Annotated in this window: 19 protein-coding genes; 9 read left to right on the top strand and 10 right to left on the bottom strand. The window is 50.3% G+C overall.

Features of this window, described 5'->3' with window-relative positions; all coding sequences use genetic code 11:
- Window positions 1-136: 136 nt before the first annotated feature.
- Window positions 137-1,042 carry an AraC family transcriptional regulator gene (locus BM200_RS20945; RefSeq protein ID WP_091188584.1) on the bottom strand — a complete coding sequence of 302 codons (906 nt, stop codon included), beginning with the start codon at window positions 1,040-1,042 and terminating at the stop codon, window positions 137-139.
- Window positions 1,043-1,184: 142 nt separating this feature from the next.
- Window positions 1,185-2,105: an aldo/keto reductase gene (locus tag BM200_RS20940; protein WP_091188583.1), complete on the bottom strand. Its 921-nt coding sequence runs from the start codon at window positions 2,103-2,105 to the stop codon at window positions 1,185-1,187.
- Between the two features lie 304 nt (window positions 2,106-2,409).
- On the opposite strand from BM200_RS20940, the gene BM200_RS20935 reads away from it, so the two are divergent.
- Together BM200_RS20935 and BM200_RS20930 are read left to right on the top strand one after the other, a co-directional pair.
- Window positions 2,410-3,270 (top strand): patatin-like phospholipase family protein, encoded by an 861-nt coding sequence (locus BM200_RS20935; RefSeq protein ID WP_091188582.1) that lies wholly within the window; start codon window positions 2,410-2,412, stop codon window positions 3,268-3,270.
- Window positions 3,271-3,505: 235 nt separating this feature from the next.
- Window positions 3,506-4,159 (top strand): FusB/FusC family EF-G-binding protein, encoded by a 654-nt coding sequence (locus tag BM200_RS20930; RefSeq protein ID WP_091188581.1) that lies wholly within the window; start codon window positions 3,506-3,508, stop codon window positions 4,157-4,159.
- A gap of 44 nt (window positions 4,160-4,203) precedes the next feature.
- Here the strand turns inward: BM200_RS20930 and BM200_RS20925 are convergent, their stop codons facing one another.
- Window positions 4,204-4,662 carry a DUF4395 domain-containing protein gene (locus BM200_RS20925; RefSeq protein WP_245773103.1) on the bottom strand — a complete coding sequence of 153 codons (459 nt, stop codon included), beginning with the start codon at window positions 4,660-4,662 and terminating at the stop codon, window positions 4,204-4,206.
- Between the two features lie 195 nt (window positions 4,663-4,857).
- On the opposite strand from BM200_RS20925, the gene BM200_RS20920 reads away from it, so the two are divergent.
- Window positions 4,858-5,316, top strand: a complete 459-nt coding sequence (locus tag BM200_RS20920; protein ID WP_091188579.1) for an HPP family protein — start codon at window positions 4,858-4,860, stop codon at window positions 5,314-5,316.
- A 114-nt stretch (window positions 5,317-5,430) separates the two neighbouring features.
- Window positions 5,431-6,828, top strand: coding sequence for an MATE family efflux transporter (locus BM200_RS20915; protein ID WP_091188578.1), 1,398 nt, complete (start codon window positions 5,431-5,433; stop codon window positions 6,826-6,828).
- A 71-nt stretch (window positions 6,829-6,899) separates the two neighbouring features.
- Here the strand turns inward: BM200_RS20915 and BM200_RS20910 are convergent, their stop codons facing one another.
- The 7 genes from BM200_RS20910 to BM200_RS20880 all read right to left on the bottom strand — a co-directional run bounded on the left by BM200_RS20910 (window position 6,900) and on the right by BM200_RS20880 (window position 13,674).
- Window positions 6,900-7,148, bottom strand: coding sequence for a DUF6953 family protein (locus tag BM200_RS20910; RefSeq protein ID WP_425434589.1), 249 nt, complete (start codon window positions 7,146-7,148; stop codon window positions 6,900-6,902).
- Window positions 7,149-7,557: 409 nt separating this feature from the next.
- Window positions 7,558-7,992, bottom strand: a complete 435-nt coding sequence (locus BM200_RS20905) for a hypothetical protein (RefSeq protein WP_091188577.1) — start codon at window positions 7,990-7,992, stop codon at window positions 7,558-7,560.
- Between the two features lie 38 nt (window positions 7,993-8,030).
- Entirely contained in the window at window positions 8,031-8,936 is a 906-nt protein-coding gene (locus BM200_RS20900; protein WP_091188576.1) for an ABC transporter ATP-binding protein, read from the bottom strand.
- Complete coding sequence (locus BM200_RS20895; protein ID WP_091188575.1) at window positions 8,923-9,954, bottom strand: ABC transporter ATP-binding protein; 1,032 nt, start codon at window positions 9,952-9,954, stop codon at window positions 8,923-8,925. Before BM200_RS20895 ends, BM200_RS20900 begins: the two co-directional genes overlap by 14 nt.
- Before the next feature lie 53 nt (window positions 9,955-10,007).
- Window positions 10,008-10,853: an ABC transporter permease gene (locus tag BM200_RS20890; protein WP_091188574.1), complete on the bottom strand. Its 846-nt coding sequence runs from the start codon at window positions 10,851-10,853 to the stop codon at window positions 10,008-10,010.
- Window positions 10,854-10,857: 4 nt separating this feature from the next.
- Complete coding sequence (locus BM200_RS20885) at window positions 10,858-11,808, bottom strand: ABC transporter permease (protein WP_091188573.1); 951 nt, start codon at window positions 11,806-11,808, stop codon at window positions 10,858-10,860.
- A 252-nt stretch (window positions 11,809-12,060) separates the two neighbouring features.
- Window positions 12,061-13,674, bottom strand: coding sequence for an ABC transporter substrate-binding protein (locus BM200_RS20880; RefSeq protein WP_091188572.1), 1,614 nt, complete (start codon window positions 13,672-13,674; stop codon window positions 12,061-12,063).
- A 140-nt stretch (window positions 13,675-13,814) separates the two neighbouring features.
- Here BM200_RS20880 and BM200_RS20875 point away from each other — a divergent pair, with 140 nt between their 5' ends.
- The 5 genes from BM200_RS20875 to BM200_RS20855 all read left to right on the top strand — a co-directional run bounded on the left by BM200_RS20875 (window position 13,815) and on the right by BM200_RS20855 (window position 19,023).
- Window positions 13,815-14,234 carry a hypothetical protein gene (locus tag BM200_RS20875; RefSeq protein WP_091188571.1) on the top strand — a complete coding sequence of 140 codons (420 nt, stop codon included), beginning with the start codon at window positions 13,815-13,817 and terminating at the stop codon, window positions 14,232-14,234.
- The gene (locus tag BM200_RS20870) at window positions 14,140-15,012 is read left to right on the top strand and encodes a hypothetical protein (RefSeq protein WP_139230819.1); all 873 of its coding nucleotides are present in this window, start codon (window positions 14,140-14,142) and stop codon (window positions 15,010-15,012) included. Before BM200_RS20875 ends, BM200_RS20870 begins: the two co-directional genes overlap by 95 nt.
- Before the next feature lie 145 nt (window positions 15,013-15,157).
- Window positions 15,158-16,066 carry an ArsR/SmtB family transcription factor gene (locus BM200_RS20865; RefSeq protein WP_091188569.1) on the top strand — a complete coding sequence of 303 codons (909 nt, stop codon included), beginning with the start codon at window positions 15,158-15,160 and terminating at the stop codon, window positions 16,064-16,066.
- Window positions 16,067-16,269: 203 nt separating this feature from the next.
- Complete coding sequence (locus BM200_RS20860) at window positions 16,270-18,009, top strand: ABC transporter substrate-binding protein (RefSeq protein ID WP_091188568.1); 1,740 nt, start codon at window positions 16,270-16,272, stop codon at window positions 18,007-18,009.
- A 60-nt stretch (window positions 18,010-18,069) separates the two neighbouring features.
- Window positions 18,070-19,023, top strand: a complete 954-nt coding sequence (locus tag BM200_RS20855) for an ABC transporter permease (protein ID WP_091188567.1) — start codon at window positions 18,070-18,072, stop codon at window positions 19,021-19,023.
- Window positions 19,024-19,032: the final 9 nt, after the last annotated feature.

Genomic DNA, 19,032 nt, shown 5'->3' with positions numbered 1-19,032 from the left:
TGGTTTGTTGGTAGGAGAAATTCCAATGAAGCGCATGCTGGTTGCAGCCGAACTCATTAATGCATAAGCAGGCAAGAAAAAAAGGCTATCCTGCCGTCCTTCGGACGGTGGATAGCCTTTTTTGCACTTAGGTAGTCTAAGCCTTTTTCTTAATCGGGATATAGATGTCCATCTGGATTTCGGCAAGCTCATGGTTACTGCGCTCATCATAAAGCTCGAACTCCGGTTTGCCGGCATGCTCGTAGCCGGAGTGAGGGAACCATTCTCCGAAGACCGTCATCCAAGTGCTCTGGATGGAGGAGGAGAACTGCTCCCGAGGAACCTTTGGCGTGGTGAACACGGCGTACTCGGCGGTGTCAAACTCGCAGCAGACGAGGCCGTCGCCCTGTACGCCGTCGAAGCTTTCCGCTTCCATGCCAATCAGATAGGAGAAGCTGTCCGAGCCCATATCGAAGTTATAACAGATGCCAAGCTCGACGGGAGAGTCCTTGTGAACGCGGTTTGGGATGTTTTTGGACAGCCCCTTTTGCATATATTCCTGCCAGAAGGCCGGGATCTCTTTATGGTTGTCTCCGTTTGCTCGTGTATGGATCTCGTAGCCGATCACCTTGAAAGCAGGCTTCGTTATAATCTTGTATTCCATTCGTATTCCTCCTAAATAGGGATTGTATTTGCGCTGCAGCACATTCAGCTTGGAGTAGGCGTAGGGTTTGATGCCCCGCTTGCGGTAATCGCCGGGCGTCATTTCGAAAATGCGTTTGAAGGCGCGGGTAAAGGTCTCGTGATTCTGAAACCCGGTATCCAGAGCGATATCTATCAGCTTCGCATCCGAATAAGCCACCTGATATGCGGATATCGCCAGACGACGTTTGCGCACATATTCCATCACGGTCTCTCCTGCCATGGATTGAAAGACGCGGTGAAAATGAAAGTCCGAGAGCTTCGCAACCTGCGCCAGCCGCGATAAAGACAGCTCCTCGCCAATATGGGCTTCAATGTAATCAATCGTCTGTTGAATCTGTACCAGATAGTCCTGCTTCACTCGAATGCCCGCCTCCTCGTTCTCCCGGTGACCTCATTGTATACGAATGGATGATCCCGTTCTTGATGATTCTTGCTTTATGAAAGAAAGAAGAAGCCCCTGGTCCGAGACCAGAGGCTGCTGTTGTTCGTTGCTGTTGTGCTTATGGCAAAATGTTGCCTGCCGCGCGGTAGATGGAATACCATTCATCGCGGGTAAGCGTAATGTCGGCTGCTTTCACGCAGTCCTTCAGACGCTCGATGTTCATCGAACCGATGACCGGCTGCATTTTCGCAGGGTGACGGAGCAGCCAAGCAATGGCGATCGTTGTGTTGCTCACGTCGTGCTTGCCAGCCACTTCATCAATTGCTTTGTTCAGCTCAGGGAACTTGTCGCTTCCGAGGAATACGCCTTCGAAGAATCCGTATTGGAATGGCGACCAAGGCTGGATGGTAATATCATTCAGGCGGCAGTAGTCAAGGATGCTGCCGTCGCGGTTGATCGCGGAGCTGTTCTCCATGTTGACGTTAATGCCATTGGAGATCATGTTGGCATTCGTGATGCTCAGCTGCAGCTGGTTTGCAACGATTGGTTGTTTCACCGATTTCTTAAGCAGCTCGATTTGCATAGGGTTTTGGTTCGATACGCCGAAGTGGCGTACTTTGCCGGAGCTTTCCAGACGGTCGAACGCTTCAGCAACTTCATCCGGCTCAACAAGCGCATCCGGACGGTGCAGCAGCAGGATGTCGAGGTAGTCGGTTTTGAGGCGCTTTAAGATCGCATCCGTCGAAGCAAGGATATGCTCCTTCGAGAAGTCGAACATGACTCCAGGCTTAATGCCGCATTTGGATTGCAAAATAATATTTTCACGAACACTGTCGTTCATATGAATCGCTTCCGCGAAGATCTCTTCGCAAGTACCAGCGCCGTAAATATCCGCATGGTCGAAGAAGTTTGCCCCTTGCTCGAGTGCCGTTTGGACAAAACGCTCTGCCCCTGCTTTATCCAAGGAATTAATACGCATACAGCCAACCGCAACAACCGGTACTTCCAGCGCCGTGCTTCCGAGTTTAATCGTTCTCATTGTTGAATCCTCCTCAAATGAATTATCGCGCGATTCGCGTGATTTATGATTCCTTTGTTTGCTCCCAATTTTTGTAATCGGTTGCAAATATACGGTATGTAGACAACTGTTCCGTGTATCCATCTAGATTGTGACATAGTTGATGGCCTGTTTCAAGGCATGGACTTAGGAAAGTTTGTTAAGTTTCTTTATTCTTGGCGACGGTTGTCCGGTTAAACGGACTGCCAAATTGACGAACGCGAAAAACGATGTCTACAATGTGGGTAACAAATAGAGGAACAACCTCGCCCGGGGAGGCAAAGAGATGAGTGACGCGGCATCGATCGGATTAGTGCTGGAAGGCGGAGGCATGCGCGGGGTATATACGGCAGGGGTGCTGGAATACTTTTCGGAGCATGACGTTTATTTTCCTTATATGATCGGGGTTTCGGCGGGGGCATGCATGGGGGCAAGCTACCTCTCGAGACAGCTTGGACGCAACCGGATCGTGAATGTGGAATGGGTGAGCGATCCTAGATATATCTCATGGAAAAACCTGTGGAAGAAGCGGCAGCTGTTTGGCATGGACTTCATCTTCGACGAGATTCCGAATAAGCATGTGCCTTTCGATTATGAAGCATTCTCCGCTAGTCCCGAGGAGTTTGTCATTGGTACGACGGACTGCGAGACAGGAGAGACGATCTACTATCGGAAAAGCAGCCCTGACTTTGATCTCTTGAAGCTGCTCCGTTCATCAAGCTCGCTGCCGTTCATCGCGCCCATTGTGGAATACGGCGGACGGAAGCTGCTGGATGGCGGGATTTCCGATCCGATTCCGCTGCAGAAAGCCCAGATTGACGGCTATAGGCGTAATCTTCTCATCCTGACGAGGAATGAGGATTACCGGAAATCGGCGGGAAGGTTCGGTTGGATTGCGGAGCGTGCGTACCGCAAATATCCAAAGCTGGTAGAGATGATGCTCGGGCGGCATAAACGCTACAACGAGACGCTGGATTACATTGCCGAGCAGGAGAAGAGCGGGGCGGTATTCGTCATCCGTCCGCAAGAGACGCTGGTTGTGGGCCGAATGGAGCGGGACCCGGCGAAGCTGGATGCGTTATACAGGCAGGGGTACGAGGATGCGAAGCGGATGATGCCGCAGCTGCGGGAATGGATGGAAGGATAAGAACCAAGGATTGCGGGCGGTACGGGATCTATTTTATAATTGAGCGGTAAAGGGAGGCGGTAGGAATGGCAAATCAATTTGCCGGATTACGAATCAGCTTCATGCAGAGCCTGAATTAGGGGCGATACTTTGCATGGGGCGTACGGAAGGATGGTCGCCCGGCTATCGTTTCTAATAATGGGCTTTGCACCTTATTGATTTATGATTTTATACCAAATAAGGGGCTGACAAAGCAATGTGTACACCATTTATTAGAAACCATCAATTGAATTTGATTAAGAAGCAAGTAGGACAGCTGCAGCAGGCGTGCAGCACGGTATCGGATCCGAAGGTGATTGAATCGGTACGGTCAAACGCGCCATTTAAAGTGATGGAAGCATTCCCGGGGGCAACGGAAGCCGAGCAGAGGCTGCTTGGAGGCTTCGCGCCGCTCAATAAGCCGCAGGAATTCCAGAGCTATCTGCAGTCGCTCGAGAACTATATGCTGCCTTTCGAGAAGGTGGAGGAGAAGCAGCTGAAGAAGCTGTTCCCGAAGGTCAAGAAGCTGAAGGTTCCTGATCTTGCAGCGATGGATCTGCGCTATGTGACCTATCTCGGTTGGACTGATATTGCCTCGAATAAGATGTTTCTTGCTTATCATCTGAACGGCCGGCTTGTCGGAGTAGAAGGCAGGTTCACGCCTGTGCAGAAGAAAAGCGTATGCTTCCTGTGCAACCGGCATGAAGAAGTGGCATTGTTCTCGGCTGTTACGAAGTCGAGGCCGGCTAATGCTTCACCGGACTACTACAAAGCAATCGGCAACTATATGTGCGTGAACAGCGAGAGCTGTAACAAGAATATAACCGATGTGACGGTGTTGGAACGGTTTATTTCCGACATTGTTCTTTAATGGGATACAAGAGAGCCCGCCAGAGATGGCGGGCTCTTTCATGTTCATTTTGTTTTTGCAGCCTGTCGGAAGCGGAACTGCTTGTATTGGAAGTACATGAAGCAGCCTAAGCAGAAGCCGCTTAAGGCAGCAACGACGGCAGCTGTCAGCATCCCGAGGCTGATATAAGACAGCAGGGTCAGACCAAAGTAATGAGCCGCAAGAGTCACGACCAGGAACAGGATCGCAAGCAGATTGTTGAAGCGCAGCAGCTCGCGGGCTTCCGTCCGCTGGCTCACCGGCAGTAATGGCGAGAACAAACGGACAAACAGATTATATTTGACACCGTACGCACGACTGATTAATTGCACAGCGAGGGGAAGAACAAGAATCCACCATTGCTGGGTAAGGACGGTTGCGATAACGCTCAGAAGAATGCCGAGCTGATTGCCGCGGACTCGGTGCAGGGGCACTTCCTCCACGCATTCGTAGCTTAAGTTAACGGCCGGCTGTGACATCATCATCCTCCGTTCCATTTTTGGTTAGTTTACGTAATGATTATCCCCAGTATATAATAATTCTTAGTTTCCGGGTAGGGTTTAAAGAATAAGCGGTTTAGAAATTTTTGAGATTGACGCTTTTTTCAAAACTCTTTAAAATGGAACGAGCGCAACTCGGCCTATCTGCTGAAATTGCGGACTGGAGGTTAACAAAAGCTCATGAACTTGAAGACCATTGCGATTTGCTTGTATGTGGTGCTAATTTATTGGCTTTCCTTGCATATTTCTTTCCTGGACACCTTATTCTTCCCAACGCTCGGAGCGTTTAGCTTTCTATTCCTTTCCCGCTCGTCCAGCATATCCGAGGTGGGGAGAATCACCTTTGGCGCGGTTGTATCTTCAACGCTTGGGACGGTATTGTACTACATTTATCCAAGCCCGGTCTCGTTATTCATTAACGTCGTTATTACGATCTGGCTGATTAATAAATTCAAATGGAATGCTCCGCCGATTGTAGCGGTTGCTCTTATCCCTTTCTTTTCACACTCAGCCCATCATTGGGCTATACCGCTCTCTGTCTGCGCGGCAATGCTCGGCTTAATGCTTGTGCTTTACGTCGCCCGGCAAATTGAGAGCAGAAGAACGGTAACGTATGAATCCGAATCCACAGCCGCTTAAAGGATGTGGGTTTTTTCATGTTTTAAGCGATCCGTCATGGACAAATCTGTGCGTTAGTAGTAGCTTAGTAGGTAGTTTAAGCTTCACCAAATCAACGAGAAGAATGTGATAATAATGGGTATAGGACGACCCAGACTGAAAGGGAAGCATGAGGCTTTCCTGGGACGGCACTTCACGGGAGTGTCGATTGATTACCGGCAAATTATAGCTTTGTTCATTCCGATCCTGATCGATCAGGCCTTTCTGGTGGGTCTCAACCTGGTCAATACGGCGATGGTCAGTTCATCGGGTGTTGATGCGGTTAGCGCCGTTAATATGGTCGACTCGCTAAACATTTTCCTGATCAGCGTCTTTATCGCCGTATCGACCGGGGGAACGGTAGTAGTTGCCCAGTACAAAGGCAGCGGCAATCATCCGATGGTATCCAAAGCGGCAGCAAGTTCCGTAGCTTCAGTTACGCTCGTAGCGCTGGCGATCAGCCTGATCGTCGTGGTGTTCCACAACCAGATGCTTAATCTGCTGTTTGGCGCGGCTTCGCCGGAAGTATTCGAAGAAGGCAGGACGTATCTGATCGGCAGCGGCTTGTCGTATGTCGGGATCGCGATGATGGAGGCCGTATGCGGGGCGCTCAGGGGAATCGGGAGAAGCCGGGCATCTCTTATGCTGTCGCTCGTCATGAATCTCTCTTATGTGCTGCTGAACATCGTGTTTATTAACCTGATGAATATGGGCGTGCTGGGACTCAGCATCTCGATTAATATTTCGCGGTATGCTGCGGCGGTTCTGGCGATTATCTATCTGGTGAAGATAGATACAAGCCTGCAGATACGCCTCCGGGACATGCTGAGAGTGAACTTCGCCATGTTGAAAAAAATCCTGTTCGTTGGCCTGCCGTTTGCGGCGGAGCAGATGTTCTTCAACGGCGGGAAAATCGTCACCCAAACGTTTGTCGTCAGCCTTGGCACCTATGCCATCGCAACGAATGCGATAACCGGCTCGCTTGCTAACGTGCTGCAGATTCCTTCGAACGCGCTGGCAATAACAGCGATAACGGTTATAGGCCAATGCATGGGGCAGCGAAACATTGACGATGCGCGGAAGTTTACCCGTTCCTTCCTATGGTTGTCCACGGCTTGCCTGTTCGTTATGACTTGTCTGATGATGCCGTTATTTTATCCGCTGGTAGGGCTGTTCCATCCTCCGGCTGAAATTGTAGACGATATCTTGATCATTTCGCTTATTAATGCCCTAATGCAGGTTGTATTCTGGTCGATCAGCTTTATTATGCCGTCAGCCCTTCGGGCAGCAGGGGACTCGAAGTTTACTTCGGTCGTATCGCTTCTCTCGATGTGGCTGTTCCGGATTGTACTTGGTTACTTGCTCGCCATCGTGTTCGAGTTTGGAATCATCGGTGTCTGGGTCGCGATGAATCTGGAGTGGGGCGTACGGGGAGCGATCTTCTTCTGGCGCTTCCGCGGCAAGAAGTGGTACCGTCACCGGTTGATTGACTAGGTGAAATAGATAAAGCCTCCAGCATATGCTGGAGGCTTTTTTGATATGATGATCTTGTCGGCCGGCCGGGCTTAAGTCCAAGCCCAGAAGAAGCCGTCTCGGTCCCAGGCGATTCTGCCCTTATGCTGCTTGCGGAAGGCTTTCTTGACCTCTTTCTCCAGCGAGACATTCCCGTTCTCGTTCACAAAGATGAATTGCTCGCCAAAATGCTGCTTCACATGTTCGATGGCTTCTTCCTGACGAAGAGTGCCTCTAAACTTAATCTCATTAATCATCCATTCAGCGATTTGCTGCTCGGTTGTTGTTTCCGCGTTCTCCACGTTATGTGTAACCTCCTGTAAGGCTAAGCTGCGGCCTAATTACGTTATTATACCACTGTCGCAATTGACCTCAACCGCAAATTAGAAATGCCAGCGAAGACTATACTGAACTTCTCTTTGCAGACCGAATTAAAGCTACATTGGATTTGATGCAGCATAATGGGGCGATTTTGTCCGGTGGTTCGATCTACATTGGATTGTCTACAGTATAACCAGCTCTGTTTGGCATAAGCGGCTCAATCTGTTTCCTTTATGATGGAGTAAATCCAATGTAGCCTCCGAATCCTTCCTTTTATCCTGATTTCACTGGATCCAATCCAACGTACGGTGAAAAGAAACAAGGGCTGTCCCAAAAAGTCAGTAGAATGACTCTTGGGACAGCCCTTTAATAATTAACCGTATAAAAATCTTACCGCTGGATCGGTTCGATCCGGTAGGAACCGGCCGCGCCGTCAATCGGCTCGATTGACCAGCCGAAGGACAACGCCGTCTTCACGCGCTCCAGCTGCTCCGGCGTAAGCCGTGCCGTTACGGCTTCCTGTCCGGCTTCAAGCTCAAGCTGGGGCTCTTCGCCGAAGGCGACCCAAATCCAGCTGCGGATGCCGCGCACGGTATTGTACTTGATCTGGTAGCCGTTGCGTACGGCTGCTTCGAAGGTTTCCGGCTCTTTCTGAGCGAAAGCCGCCAGATCGCTATAGTTAAATTGGAAGATGCTATCGTCCGACGGAAGATCGTCTCCAGCCTTCACTTTTGCAATAATCTCTTCATCCGACCAGCCATGCCCCTTGCGAAGGGACTCTACAAGCAATGCATCCCATTGCGACAGCTTCACGGTATTCCCCATTTGGTTTCAGCCTCCCTTAGCTAGCTCCTGATAAATCCTTACGGCAATGCGACCCAATGTCCCGGGCTTACTTCACGCAACACCGCAGCTTCTTCGGCTGCAGCGTCAGGCGTATAGATTACCCGTTCAACGACGGCACGTGGATCCGGTACCGGTATCGCGGACAGCAGCGCCTTTGTATACGGATGAAGCGGATTGTCGTACAGCTCATCGCTGCCTGCGACCTCCACAAGACGCCCGCGATACATCACGCCGATCCGGTCGGAAATATGCCGCACCATCGATAAGTCATGGGCAATAAACAGATACGTCAGGCCAAATTCACCCTGTAAATCTTCAAGCATGTTAACAACCTGCGCTTGTACGGATACGTCAAGCGCCGAGATCGGCTCGTCGCAGACCACGAAGTCCGGGCGTACCGACAAAGCGCGGGCGATCGAGATCCGCTGGCGTTGACCGCCGCTGAACTCATGCGGGTAACGGTATAGATGCTCGCGCTTCAGGCCCACCTTCTCGAGCAGCGAAGCGATAACCTCTTTCCGTTCCTCTACATCCTTGTACATGCCGTGAATATTCATTGGCTCGCCGATCAGATCCAGCACGCTCATGCCGGGATTAAGCGAGGAGTACGGGTCCTGGAAAATCGACTGGATCCGCCGGCGGAATGGCTTCAGCTGCTTCTCGCCAAGCTTCGCGAGATCCTGACCGTCGAACTTAACCGTTCCGTCGGTGTAATCGTAGAGCCGCAGGATGCAGCGGCCAACCGTCGATTTGCCGCTGCCGGACTCGCCAACAAGGCCAAACGTCTCGCCCTTGTTGATCTGGAAGCTGACGCCGTCAACGGCTTTCAGCACCTCCGAAGTACGGCCCCAGGCATCGCGGCTCTTCACAAAATGCTTCTTGAGGTGCTGGACATCTACCAGTACCTTCTTATCCTCTGACATGTGCAGCGCTCCCTTCAAGCTCCGGATGGCGAGCGAGTTCTCCCTGAACCTCTGCATCGTTCAGCCAGCAGAGGGCGCGATGGCCTTCGTTGATTTGGAAATGCGGCGGAAGCTCCGCGCATTTCGGCATCGCATGAGGGCAGCGTTCCATGAACGGACAGCCCGAAGGCGGATCGAGCAGATCGGGCGGTGAGCCTTCAATCGGCACGAGCCGTTCACGCGAGCCTCCTTGCCGCTGCGGAACCGAACGAAGCAGCCCTTGGGTGTAAGGATGCTTGGAGTTATAGAAAATATCTTCTACCGTGCCTTCTTCCATCACCATTCCGCCGTACATAACGATAACGCGGCTGCATACCTGAGCGACAACGCCCAGGTCATGGGTGATTAACGCAATAGAAGCACTTGTTTTATCCTTCAATTCCTTCAGCAGATCTAGAATCTGAGCCTGAATCGTTACGTCGAGAGCCGTTGTTGGCTCATCGGCGATCAGAAGCTCGGGCTGGCAGGATAACGCCATCGCGATCATAACGCGCTGACGCATGCCGCCGCTGAATTCATGCGGGTATTGCTGGACGCGGCGCTCTGGCTCGTTAATGCCAACCTGACGAAGCATCTCAACCGCTTCTTTCAAAGCGGCCTCCTTGCTTAGTCCGCGATGCCGGCGGATGACCTCCGTCATCTGCTGGCCGATTTTCTTAACCGGATTAAGCGACGTCATCGGATCCTGGAACACCATGGCGATCCGGTTGCCGCGGATCTGCCGCCATTTGCGCTCGGCTAAGCCGCTCAGGTTCTCGCCGGCGAATGTAATCTCGCCGCTGATGATCTCGCCCGGAGGCGGAATCATCGCCATGATGGCTTTGGCGGTGACGCTTTTGCCGCTGCCGGATTCGCCAACGATGCCGATCGTCTCGCCTTGATCAATATGGAGGCTGACGCCGCGAACCGCTTTATTTTCTCCGCTGCGGGTATGGAATGACACTTGTAGGTTATTGACGGTTAGCAGCCTGTCTGCCATCTAACGTTCACTCCTCTCGGAAGTGCGCGGGAAGGGGGGATTAACGTACAATCCTACCGCTTGCCAAGCTTCGGTTCGAAGCCAACGCGCAAGATATCGCCTAGAATATTAAAGCTGAGCACCGTCAGCAGAATGAATAAACCCGGGAACAACGCCAGATATGGCGCCTGCGCGATATAGCCCTGCGCATTGTTTAGCATGCTTCCCCATGTGGCGTTTGGAGCTTGAACCCCAAATCCGAGGAAGCTGAGGGACGATTCCATCATAATCGCGGAAGCCACGTTGTTCGTTGCGCCCACGATAATGACCGGAACAAGGCTCGGGAAGATATGACGGAAAATAATACCCCAGTGATTCTGGCCGGAAGCCTTCGCGTACAGCACATACTCGCGCTCCAGAATCGTCATCGTCTCAGCCCGTATAATGCGGGCCATGTTCATCCACATCAGGAGCCCGATAATGAGGACGATACTCGTCAAGTTCGGCTTCAGGAACACGCTGAGCAAGAGCATAACCAGGAAGGTTGGGATAGACAAAATGACTTCCAGCAACCGCATCAGCAGATTGTCGAGCCAGCCGCCGAAGTAGCCGCTGACCACCCCAACGATCGTGCCGATCGTGGTTGCCAGAATCATGGCGGAGAAGCCGACCATCAGGGAGACGCGTCCGCCGTACAAGGCACGGGCGAAGTAATCGCGGCCATAGTCATCGGTTCCGAACCAATGCGCGGAGCTTGGCGACTTCAGGCGCTGCAAGGCATCCAGTGCGTTGGGATCTTTAGGGGAGAGAAAAGCAAAGATCGCTCCCAGTATAAAAATAAAGAGAATCGCGATTGCGACGATCCCCATTTTGCTTCGAACGAGCTCGAGGCCCGCATTTCGCCATTTGGTCCGATTCATGAGCTCACCTCGTTGATTTGATTCTCGGATCGGCGAATCCGTATAAAATATCCGCAAGCAAGTTGCCAAGGATCAGGAACAAGGCGGAGAAAAGCGTAATGCCCATAATAACGGGATAATCCATCCCTTTGACGGCTGTCATGCCAAGCGAGCCAATGCCCGGCCAGGAGAAGACGGTTTCGGTTACGATAGCACCGGTAACCAGATCGGCCATCGACATGCCGAGCAGCGTAATGACTGGCAGCAGAACATGCTTCATGACGTGCCGGAACAGGACCTGCCGACGTGTCGCGCCAAACGCGTATTGAATTTGAACGTAATCTTCGTTCAACTGGCCAATTGTGCTGGAACGAATGTAGCGCACGTAGACCGACAGGAAGCCGAAGGCAAGTACCGAGCATGGCAGAATGCCGTGCTTGATGACATCCCAAGGAGATTCGACGCCAATCGTCCGCATGCCCATAATCGGAAGCCAGTGCAGTTCAATTGCAAATAAGTAGATAAGTAAAATAGCCAGGTAGAACAAAGGCACCGAGATGCCGATATAAGAAATCAGGTTAATGATCTTGTCCTGCCAGCGGTTACGGTTCGCTCCGGCAGTCAGGCCAAGCGGAATAGCAATCAGAACGGCCAGTGCAATCGCGCAGCCCATTAGTCCTGCCGTTGCCGGCAGACGGTCAAGAATTTGATCCATCACCGGCTGATGATTGATAAGCGAGTAGCCAAGATTTCCTTGGAACAGCTCCTTCAGCCACAGCAAATATTGAATATAAGCAGGCTTGTCCAGCCCGAGATTATGACGGATACGTTCAATATCCTCGGGATGCATGTTTGGCGTCACGAAGGATAGAACAGGGTCTCCGGGAGCCAGCTTGATCAGGGCAAAGCAGGCGATAGAGACGAAGAGCAAGAGCGGAATCGTCTGCAGTAAGCGTCTAGCGATGAGTTGTCTCATACGATTGTCTCCTATGCTGTTTACGGCAAAAAATAAACTGGGTTACCCCCAATGTCATTAAGTTAGCTTGGTTTAATGACGTTGGGGTAGCCCCAGCTATTTTTTGCCTGTTTCCATATTCAATTTAGAGATTACCACAATAGAATTTGTCAAAGTTTCAAAATAATTAGAATGAACTGAAATTCTATTTGGCGATAAAACCTACCTCTAAACGCGGTCGCTCATCTTCGAATGACCTCGATAAAGGTTTTCTCATTTCATGTAAAGCTTGGACGGATCTTCGAAGATAACGACTGGTTTCAGAACAGCCTCTTCCAGGCCGCCGTAACGTTTGTCGATCGCTACGATTGTTTTCGTGTAGCCGACAGGGTAGATAACCGCGTCGTCCGCGATGATTTTTTGCAGCTGCTGGTAAGCCTCGCCGCGTTTGGTTGCGTCTGCTTCGCCAGCGCCTTGGTCGAACAGCTTGTCTACTTCAGGATTGGAGTAGCGAGCGTAGTTGGAATTAGCACCAGTTGTGTAAAGAATACGGTAAGCATCCGGGTCGTAACCCATGATGTAGCCTGCATAGGACAGTTCATAGTCTTTCGACTTCAGATCCGTGAACTTCTGGCCGTACGCCGAAGCGTCCATGCTTTGCAGCTCAACCGTGATGCCAACAGCTTTCAGCTTTTGTTGAATGTACAGGGCAGCAGCTTCTTGTGCTTTGTTGCCGCTCGATACGATGAAGCGAAGCTTCAGGTTGCTCTCGCCAGCGGAAGCCAGCAGTTCTTTTGCTTTATCAACATCGTTGTCATACGAAGTAACGTCGTTGTGGTGGAACAGGCCATCCGGTGTTACGAACGATTTTGCTGGGTCAGCATAGTCGCTGGAGCCGTATACCGTTTGGATCAGTTCTTCACGGTTAAGAGCGTAAGAGATGGCTTGACGAACTTCTTTTTTCTTCAGGGCGCCAGTGTCGCTGTCTTCGTTGAAGAGCAGGTAAGCCAGACGGCCTTCGGAGTAAGCTTGAATATCGAAGTTGCCAGTGCTTTCAATCGTAGATACGTCTTGCGGATCCAGGTATTTCACGTTAATTTCGCCGTTTTGCAAAGCCAGGTTTGCTGCATTCGCGTCTTTCGCTACACGGTAAGTGATCGAATCCAGATGCGGCTTGCCCGCGAAGTAGTTATCGAAACGCTCAAGCGTTACATACTCGCCTGTTTTGTACTCTTTGAATTTGAATGCACCGGAACCAACTGGTGTGTTGTTCTTCGTGCTCTTCTCAATATTCGCTTCGCCTTCGAAAATATGCTTAGGAATCGGAGTCAATTGCACGAGTGTTGCTTCGAACGCCGGGTTAACTTGCGGCAGTTTGAATTCAACGGTTGTATCGTCGACCTTCACGGCCTGGATTGGCTTGCCGCCGATAATCAGGTTCTCGCGGAAGAAGCTGTTTTGCTTCTCGTCGAGAATCGAATCGAAGGTGAAGACAACGTCGTCAGCTGTCAGCGGCTGGCCGTCATGCCAAGTAAGACCGCTTTTCAGCTTCAATGTATAAGTCAGGTTGTCAGCGGAAGGTTCAAGGCTGTCAGCCAGGTAGAAGGTTTTTTTGCCGTTGTTCACTTGGAACAGCGGAGCGTAGAGAGCTTGGTCAATCGTCAGGCTGACGCGGTCGCCTGCATAGATCGGGTTAAGAATTACAGGATCGGCTTGTACACCTAAAATCAGGTTGCCGCCGTCTTTCGCTTGATCGGCAGCTGCCGTGTTCGAAGGCGATGCTTCGGAGTTGTTGCCTGCAGTATTGCCATTGTTGTTGCCGCTGCAAGCGCTAATGACTACTGCTAGAATAATGAGGGTAAGTAAAGCGGGAATGCTTTTGCGCATGATTCCATCCTCCAGTTTTATCTGAGCTGTTTCTGATGTTTTTATATTACATCGGATTACTCGGATTTACAACTTTTTAATTATATTTCTCTCATTATGCTCCAAAACAATAGAGCTGTCGATGCAAGAAAGAGCCAGTTATGTCTGGATATGACAAGGTTTCCCTGATCTTGGGGGATGTTATTCATAAAATTAATGTAACCTTTACAGGAGAGAATTCGTTTGTAATAGTGAGAAGTGCTTACGAAGCAAAAATTGCTCTGAAATGGCCAGACTTAGCCTATCAACAAATCCGCAATTCTTTAGTTGATGCTTACGAAGCAAGAATTGCTCTGAAATGGCCAGACTTAGCCTATCAACAAATCCGCAATTCTTTAGTTGATGCTTACGAAGCAAGAATTGCTCTGAATTGGCCGGACTTAAGCCCATCAACAAATCCGCAATTCTTTTTAGGAGGTTTAACAAATGAAAAACAAAAACATCACGACAAAATTGACCGTCTTGCTGAGCAGTACCATGCTGGCAGCTATCCTATTGTCGGCATGCAACAACAACAATAACACGAACAATACGACACCTACAGCAACTCCTACGGAATCGGTATCACCGGCTCCCACAGAATCACCTGTAGCAGAAGCTAAACAAGGAAAAGGCGTGTTTGTCGGCTTGGCCGACTCCCATACGGTTGAAATTACAGTGGATGGCGAGGCAGCTGCCTACCAGCTTGGAGAGGGAACAGAGGAGGCGGCAAACGCTCTGAAGGAAGGCGATGCTGTTACTTTCGAATATACGGAAGCAGCCATCGAGGGTGATGCGACAGCCAAAGTGCTCACCATTACGAAGATCGAGAAGGCGGCAGGGGATACGCCAGTCAAGGAGCTTCCAGCTACGAAGGACTTCAAGTTCCAGCTGGAAGGCAATGAAGAGACCCGTACCGGCACGCTGGCGAAAGGCGACGGATATGCGCTGTACATCTTCGAGCAGTTCAAATTTGATGCCGCTGCGAACAAGCTGATCATGAATGTCGACAACAACTATTATGTAGAGATCAGCAAGCTGCCGGAAGGCTTCAAGCTGGACGATATTAAGGCAGATGCGGAGAAAGAGCTTGCAGCTACAGGTGATGTGCAGACGATTGATCCGAAGGACTCAAGCACCATGATTGGCGACTTCGACTTGATGCTCAAAGCCGCGGACGATAAACTGACGAAGGAAGTTATCGTGAAGACGGTTGACGGCGCAAGCTTCCTGTTCAAAGTGAATCAGCCGGTAGGCGAGCCAACGGAAGGCTTCTCTCCGCTGGCATCTGCATCGATGGGCTCCATTGTTAGTCAATAATTAGAATCTACTATTATAGAAGAGCAGCATCCGGGGAGCATTATGCTCTTTGGGTGCTGCTCTTCATGTTGCAATCGTATTCATTTCCGTGTAGAATACGCCCAAGTCAAGGTATTTCGACCTAGAAGGCGAAGGGTGGGTGTGGATGGATTACCATATAGACATCGAATTTAAACCGCTGAACGAAGCGATCAGTAGTTTGCATACCTATATTTGCCGAAAATCGCATAAGAAGCTCGATCTTTCACCTAGCTGGGCACAGGAGATCCGCACCAAGCTGACTCCGGATTTGGCGGAATGGCTGGATCAACTATCTATTGATCAGGAATGGAAATATGCGTTTCTGCTTGTTCATTTGTGTCCGGAAACGGATGTTCCGGCCTTTGTGAATTGGCTGTCCAAGCAGGGTATGGGCGAACTGTATGAAAGGATGTCACCGTACAGCAGCAGCTTCCCGGTAGATATGAGCGCATTCAAAGAGAAGATCCTCAAGCTGTTTACCATGTGGCAGGAGCAATATTTCGAGCATATCAGCCCGCGAATATTGAGCAGCCTGGAGGAGGTTGCAGCGGAGAGAAAGAACGCCAAGTCAGCCACGTCAGCCTGGCAGTTCATAGACGAGACGACAAACGGACTTATTTTTGAGCCTATAGCGAGTTTAAGTAAGCTTGTGCTGATTCCGCAGTATCATTTTCAGCCCATTAACGTGATATCGCACTTTAATCAACTAACGCTTTGCTACTACTCCGCGAGAGTGGACCTTAGCGAGGAAGATTTTTTATCCGCCCATGATTATCGCATCTTAAGAAGCTTGGGGGAGAAGAGCAGACTGAAGATCCTGCGTTATCTGCATCAAGGCCCAAGAACCTTTATAGAGATTCACCGCCACTTAAAGCTGTCCAAAGGAATTACGCATGATCATATTACGAAACTTCGGAGCGCGGGACTGATTCATGCCCATTTTGAAGGGGAAAACTTGACGGTGTACAGCTTGCGTGCCGGAACGCTTGATCGTTTGCAGCATGTCATTATGGATTTTATAACCGGAAAATAGCAACATTGAAATGCCGCTTGCCCCAATTAGGGGGAAGCGGCATTTTTGTTATTCCCTTAATTTCTCTGAAAAAAGAAATATTTTTTAGTTCTCTCTTTACAGAACTGTATCTAGTTTCTATAATAGGGACTAAAGATTCCAATTCATAGTCTTTTAATCGGAATTAATCCGATATCAGTATTGTACATTATGGGAGGGTATTTATGAAAAAGTTAACTTTAGCCACAACATCGGTTGTGCTTGCCGGCACCTTGCTCCTTGCTGCTTGCTCCAATAATGGCAACGAGGCGCCCGCCAATTCACCGACATCGGGCAATTCCAATGTTCAAGCCGGTGGCAGCAATAACTCCGGCTCTGCTTCGCAAGGATTAACGGACACGATTCTAGCCAGCGACATCAGCAAATTGCCTGATCAAGCAGAGAAGCGGACGGATATGATTATTGTCGGACTCACCGACCCAAGCGGTGCATTTACTCCTTATTTCCAGCAAAGCGGATATGACGGCAACGTCTCTTCGCTTCTCTATACCCCGCTTGTAACCGTGGATGACGAGGGCGTTCCTCAGCCAGGACTAGCGGAGAAATGGGAAGTATCGCCTGACAGCTTGACGTATACGTTCCACCTGCGGAAGGATCTGAAATTCAGCGACGGCTCTCCGCTTACAAGCGAGGATGTAGCGTTCACATGGACGATCCTGAATGACAAGTCGTATGACGGTGATTCGCAGGTCAATACGCTTGGTGTTAAAGGAAGCGCGGCTTACAAAGACGGAAGCGCGACCTCTATTGAGGGAATCAAGGTGACTGATCCGCAGACCATCTCCGTCACTTTGGATAAGCCCAATGCGGCTGCCCTGGTGCTGCTTGGTTCCGATGTTCTGTCGAAGGCTTACTACGGCAAGGACTACAAGCAAGGCAATCTGGATTATATGAAGCAGCTTAGCTCGAAGCCGCTTGGCACCGGCCCGTACAAGCTGGAAAAATTCATTCCCGGCCAAGAGGTTCGTTTTACGGCTAATGAGAACTACTACGGCGAGAAGCCGAAAACCAAAAACTTCATCTATAAAACATCCGAAGGCGATACGTGGCAATACCTGGAGACAGGTGAAGTCGACTATGCATCCTTCAGCGCCACTACCGAAAATATAGACAAGCTGAAGTCACTTGGCTTCGTTAATATCGTTCCATACACGCCAAGCACTTACAGCTACCTGCAGCTCAACTTCGAGCACAAGGCGCTTGATGACAAGAAGGTGCGCCAAGCTTTAACCTACGGTCTTGACCGCCAAAGCATCTACGTAGATGCTAACCAAGGAGCAGGCGTTGTGGCCAATATTCCATCATCGCCAATCTCGTGGGCCTATACGGAAGATAACATTAACCCATACAAATTCGACACGGAAAAAGCGAAGTCTCTTCTCGATGAGGCCGGTTGGACCGTTGGTGCAGGGGGCATTCGCGAGAAAGACGGCGAGAAGCTGAAAATCCATTATCTTGGCACAAAGAGCAAGAACACGGATATTTTCATCGCGGTTGCCAAAGAAAACTTTGCGGCACTGGGCGTCGAGTTTGAGCCTGAAGTATTCGCCGATTTCAACTCGCTGGTATCGAAGGTAGAAGGCGGAGATTATGACATGGTATCCTTCTCGACACCGCTATTGACGGATCCTTCTGACGGTTTGCTGCAATTCGTAGACGGCGAGATTAAAGGCTACGATAATCCGAAGTTCAAGGAGCTGTACGAGAAAGGTCTTGCTACAACCGACATGGAAGAGCGCAAGGCGATTTATAAAGAAATTTTCCAGCTGCTTAACGATGATCTGCCGGTTATCTTTACCAACTACAAAAAAAGTGTCTACGCTTATAACGCAAGAATTGAGAACCTGTCCATCAGCCCATTCTACGGACTGGCGTCAAGCCTGCCGAATTGGAACCTGAAGTAAAAATAATGTCCCCTGCCCGGAGCAAATGCCGGGCAGGGGATGTGAGGTTAAGGAGCCGATATGAGCACTTATTTCGTGAAGAGATTGACCTACATGGCTATTATATTGCTCGCCGCTTCCTTTCTGATCTTTAGCTTGTACGCCTTGACGCCGGGTGATTTCATCACCGGCAATATTAAATTAACCCCGGAACGCAAGGCGGAGCTGCGGGAAATTTACGGGCTTAGCAAGCCGTTGATCGAGCGGTATCTCACTTGGATGACGAATGCTATACATGGAGACTTCGGCTATTCCCTTGCCCAGCAGAAGCCGGTGCTCACCTTGTTCAATCAATACATCTGGAACTCATTCCTTCTTGCGGCCGTCTCCACCTTCTTTACCTGGCTGATTGCCGTCGTGATTGGGGTCATTGCGGCCTATAAACAATATTCCTGGTTTGATACGCTGGTGATGGTGCTTATTTTTGCCGCGATGTCTATCCCATCCTTCTTCATCGGGCTGTTCCTGATTAAGGTGCTTGCCGTTGATTTGAAGTGGCTGCCTCCAGGAGGAATGATTACGACGGGCAGCAACGCCCAAGGACTTGCCTATGTGAAGGAAGTGATGCATCATATGACGCTTCCGGTAATCGTTATGACGCTGCTGGGCGTTGGTTCGCTGACGCGTTACTTCCGCAGCAACATGATTGACGTCATTAAACAGGACTATATACGAACTGCCCGGGCGAAAGGGTTGACAGAACGCAAGGTATTGTTCACCCATGCGCTTCGCAATGCGTTGCTGCCTGCCATCACGCTGGTTGGCTTCGAACTTCCAGCCTTGTTCGGAGGATCTCTTATTATTGAGAAGATTTTTAACTGGCCGGGTATCGGGCAACTGTATATGCAGTCCTTCGGACTGCGCGATTATCCGCTGCTGATGGGCTTTACGATGTTTATCGCCGTGCTGACGGTAATCGGTACGCTTATGTCCGACATTCTGTATCATCTCGCAGATCCGCGGGTGAAGCTGTAGGAAGGGAGG

Origin of the sequence: Paenibacillus catalpae (genome assembly GCF_900112695.1) — a bacterium.
Classification (GTDB): Bacteria; Bacillota; Bacilli; order Paenibacillales; family Paenibacillaceae; genus Pristimantibacillus; species Pristimantibacillus catalpae.
Note: the sequence above shows the minus strand (reverse complement) of the source record. Positions and strands in the feature narration are given on the sequence as shown.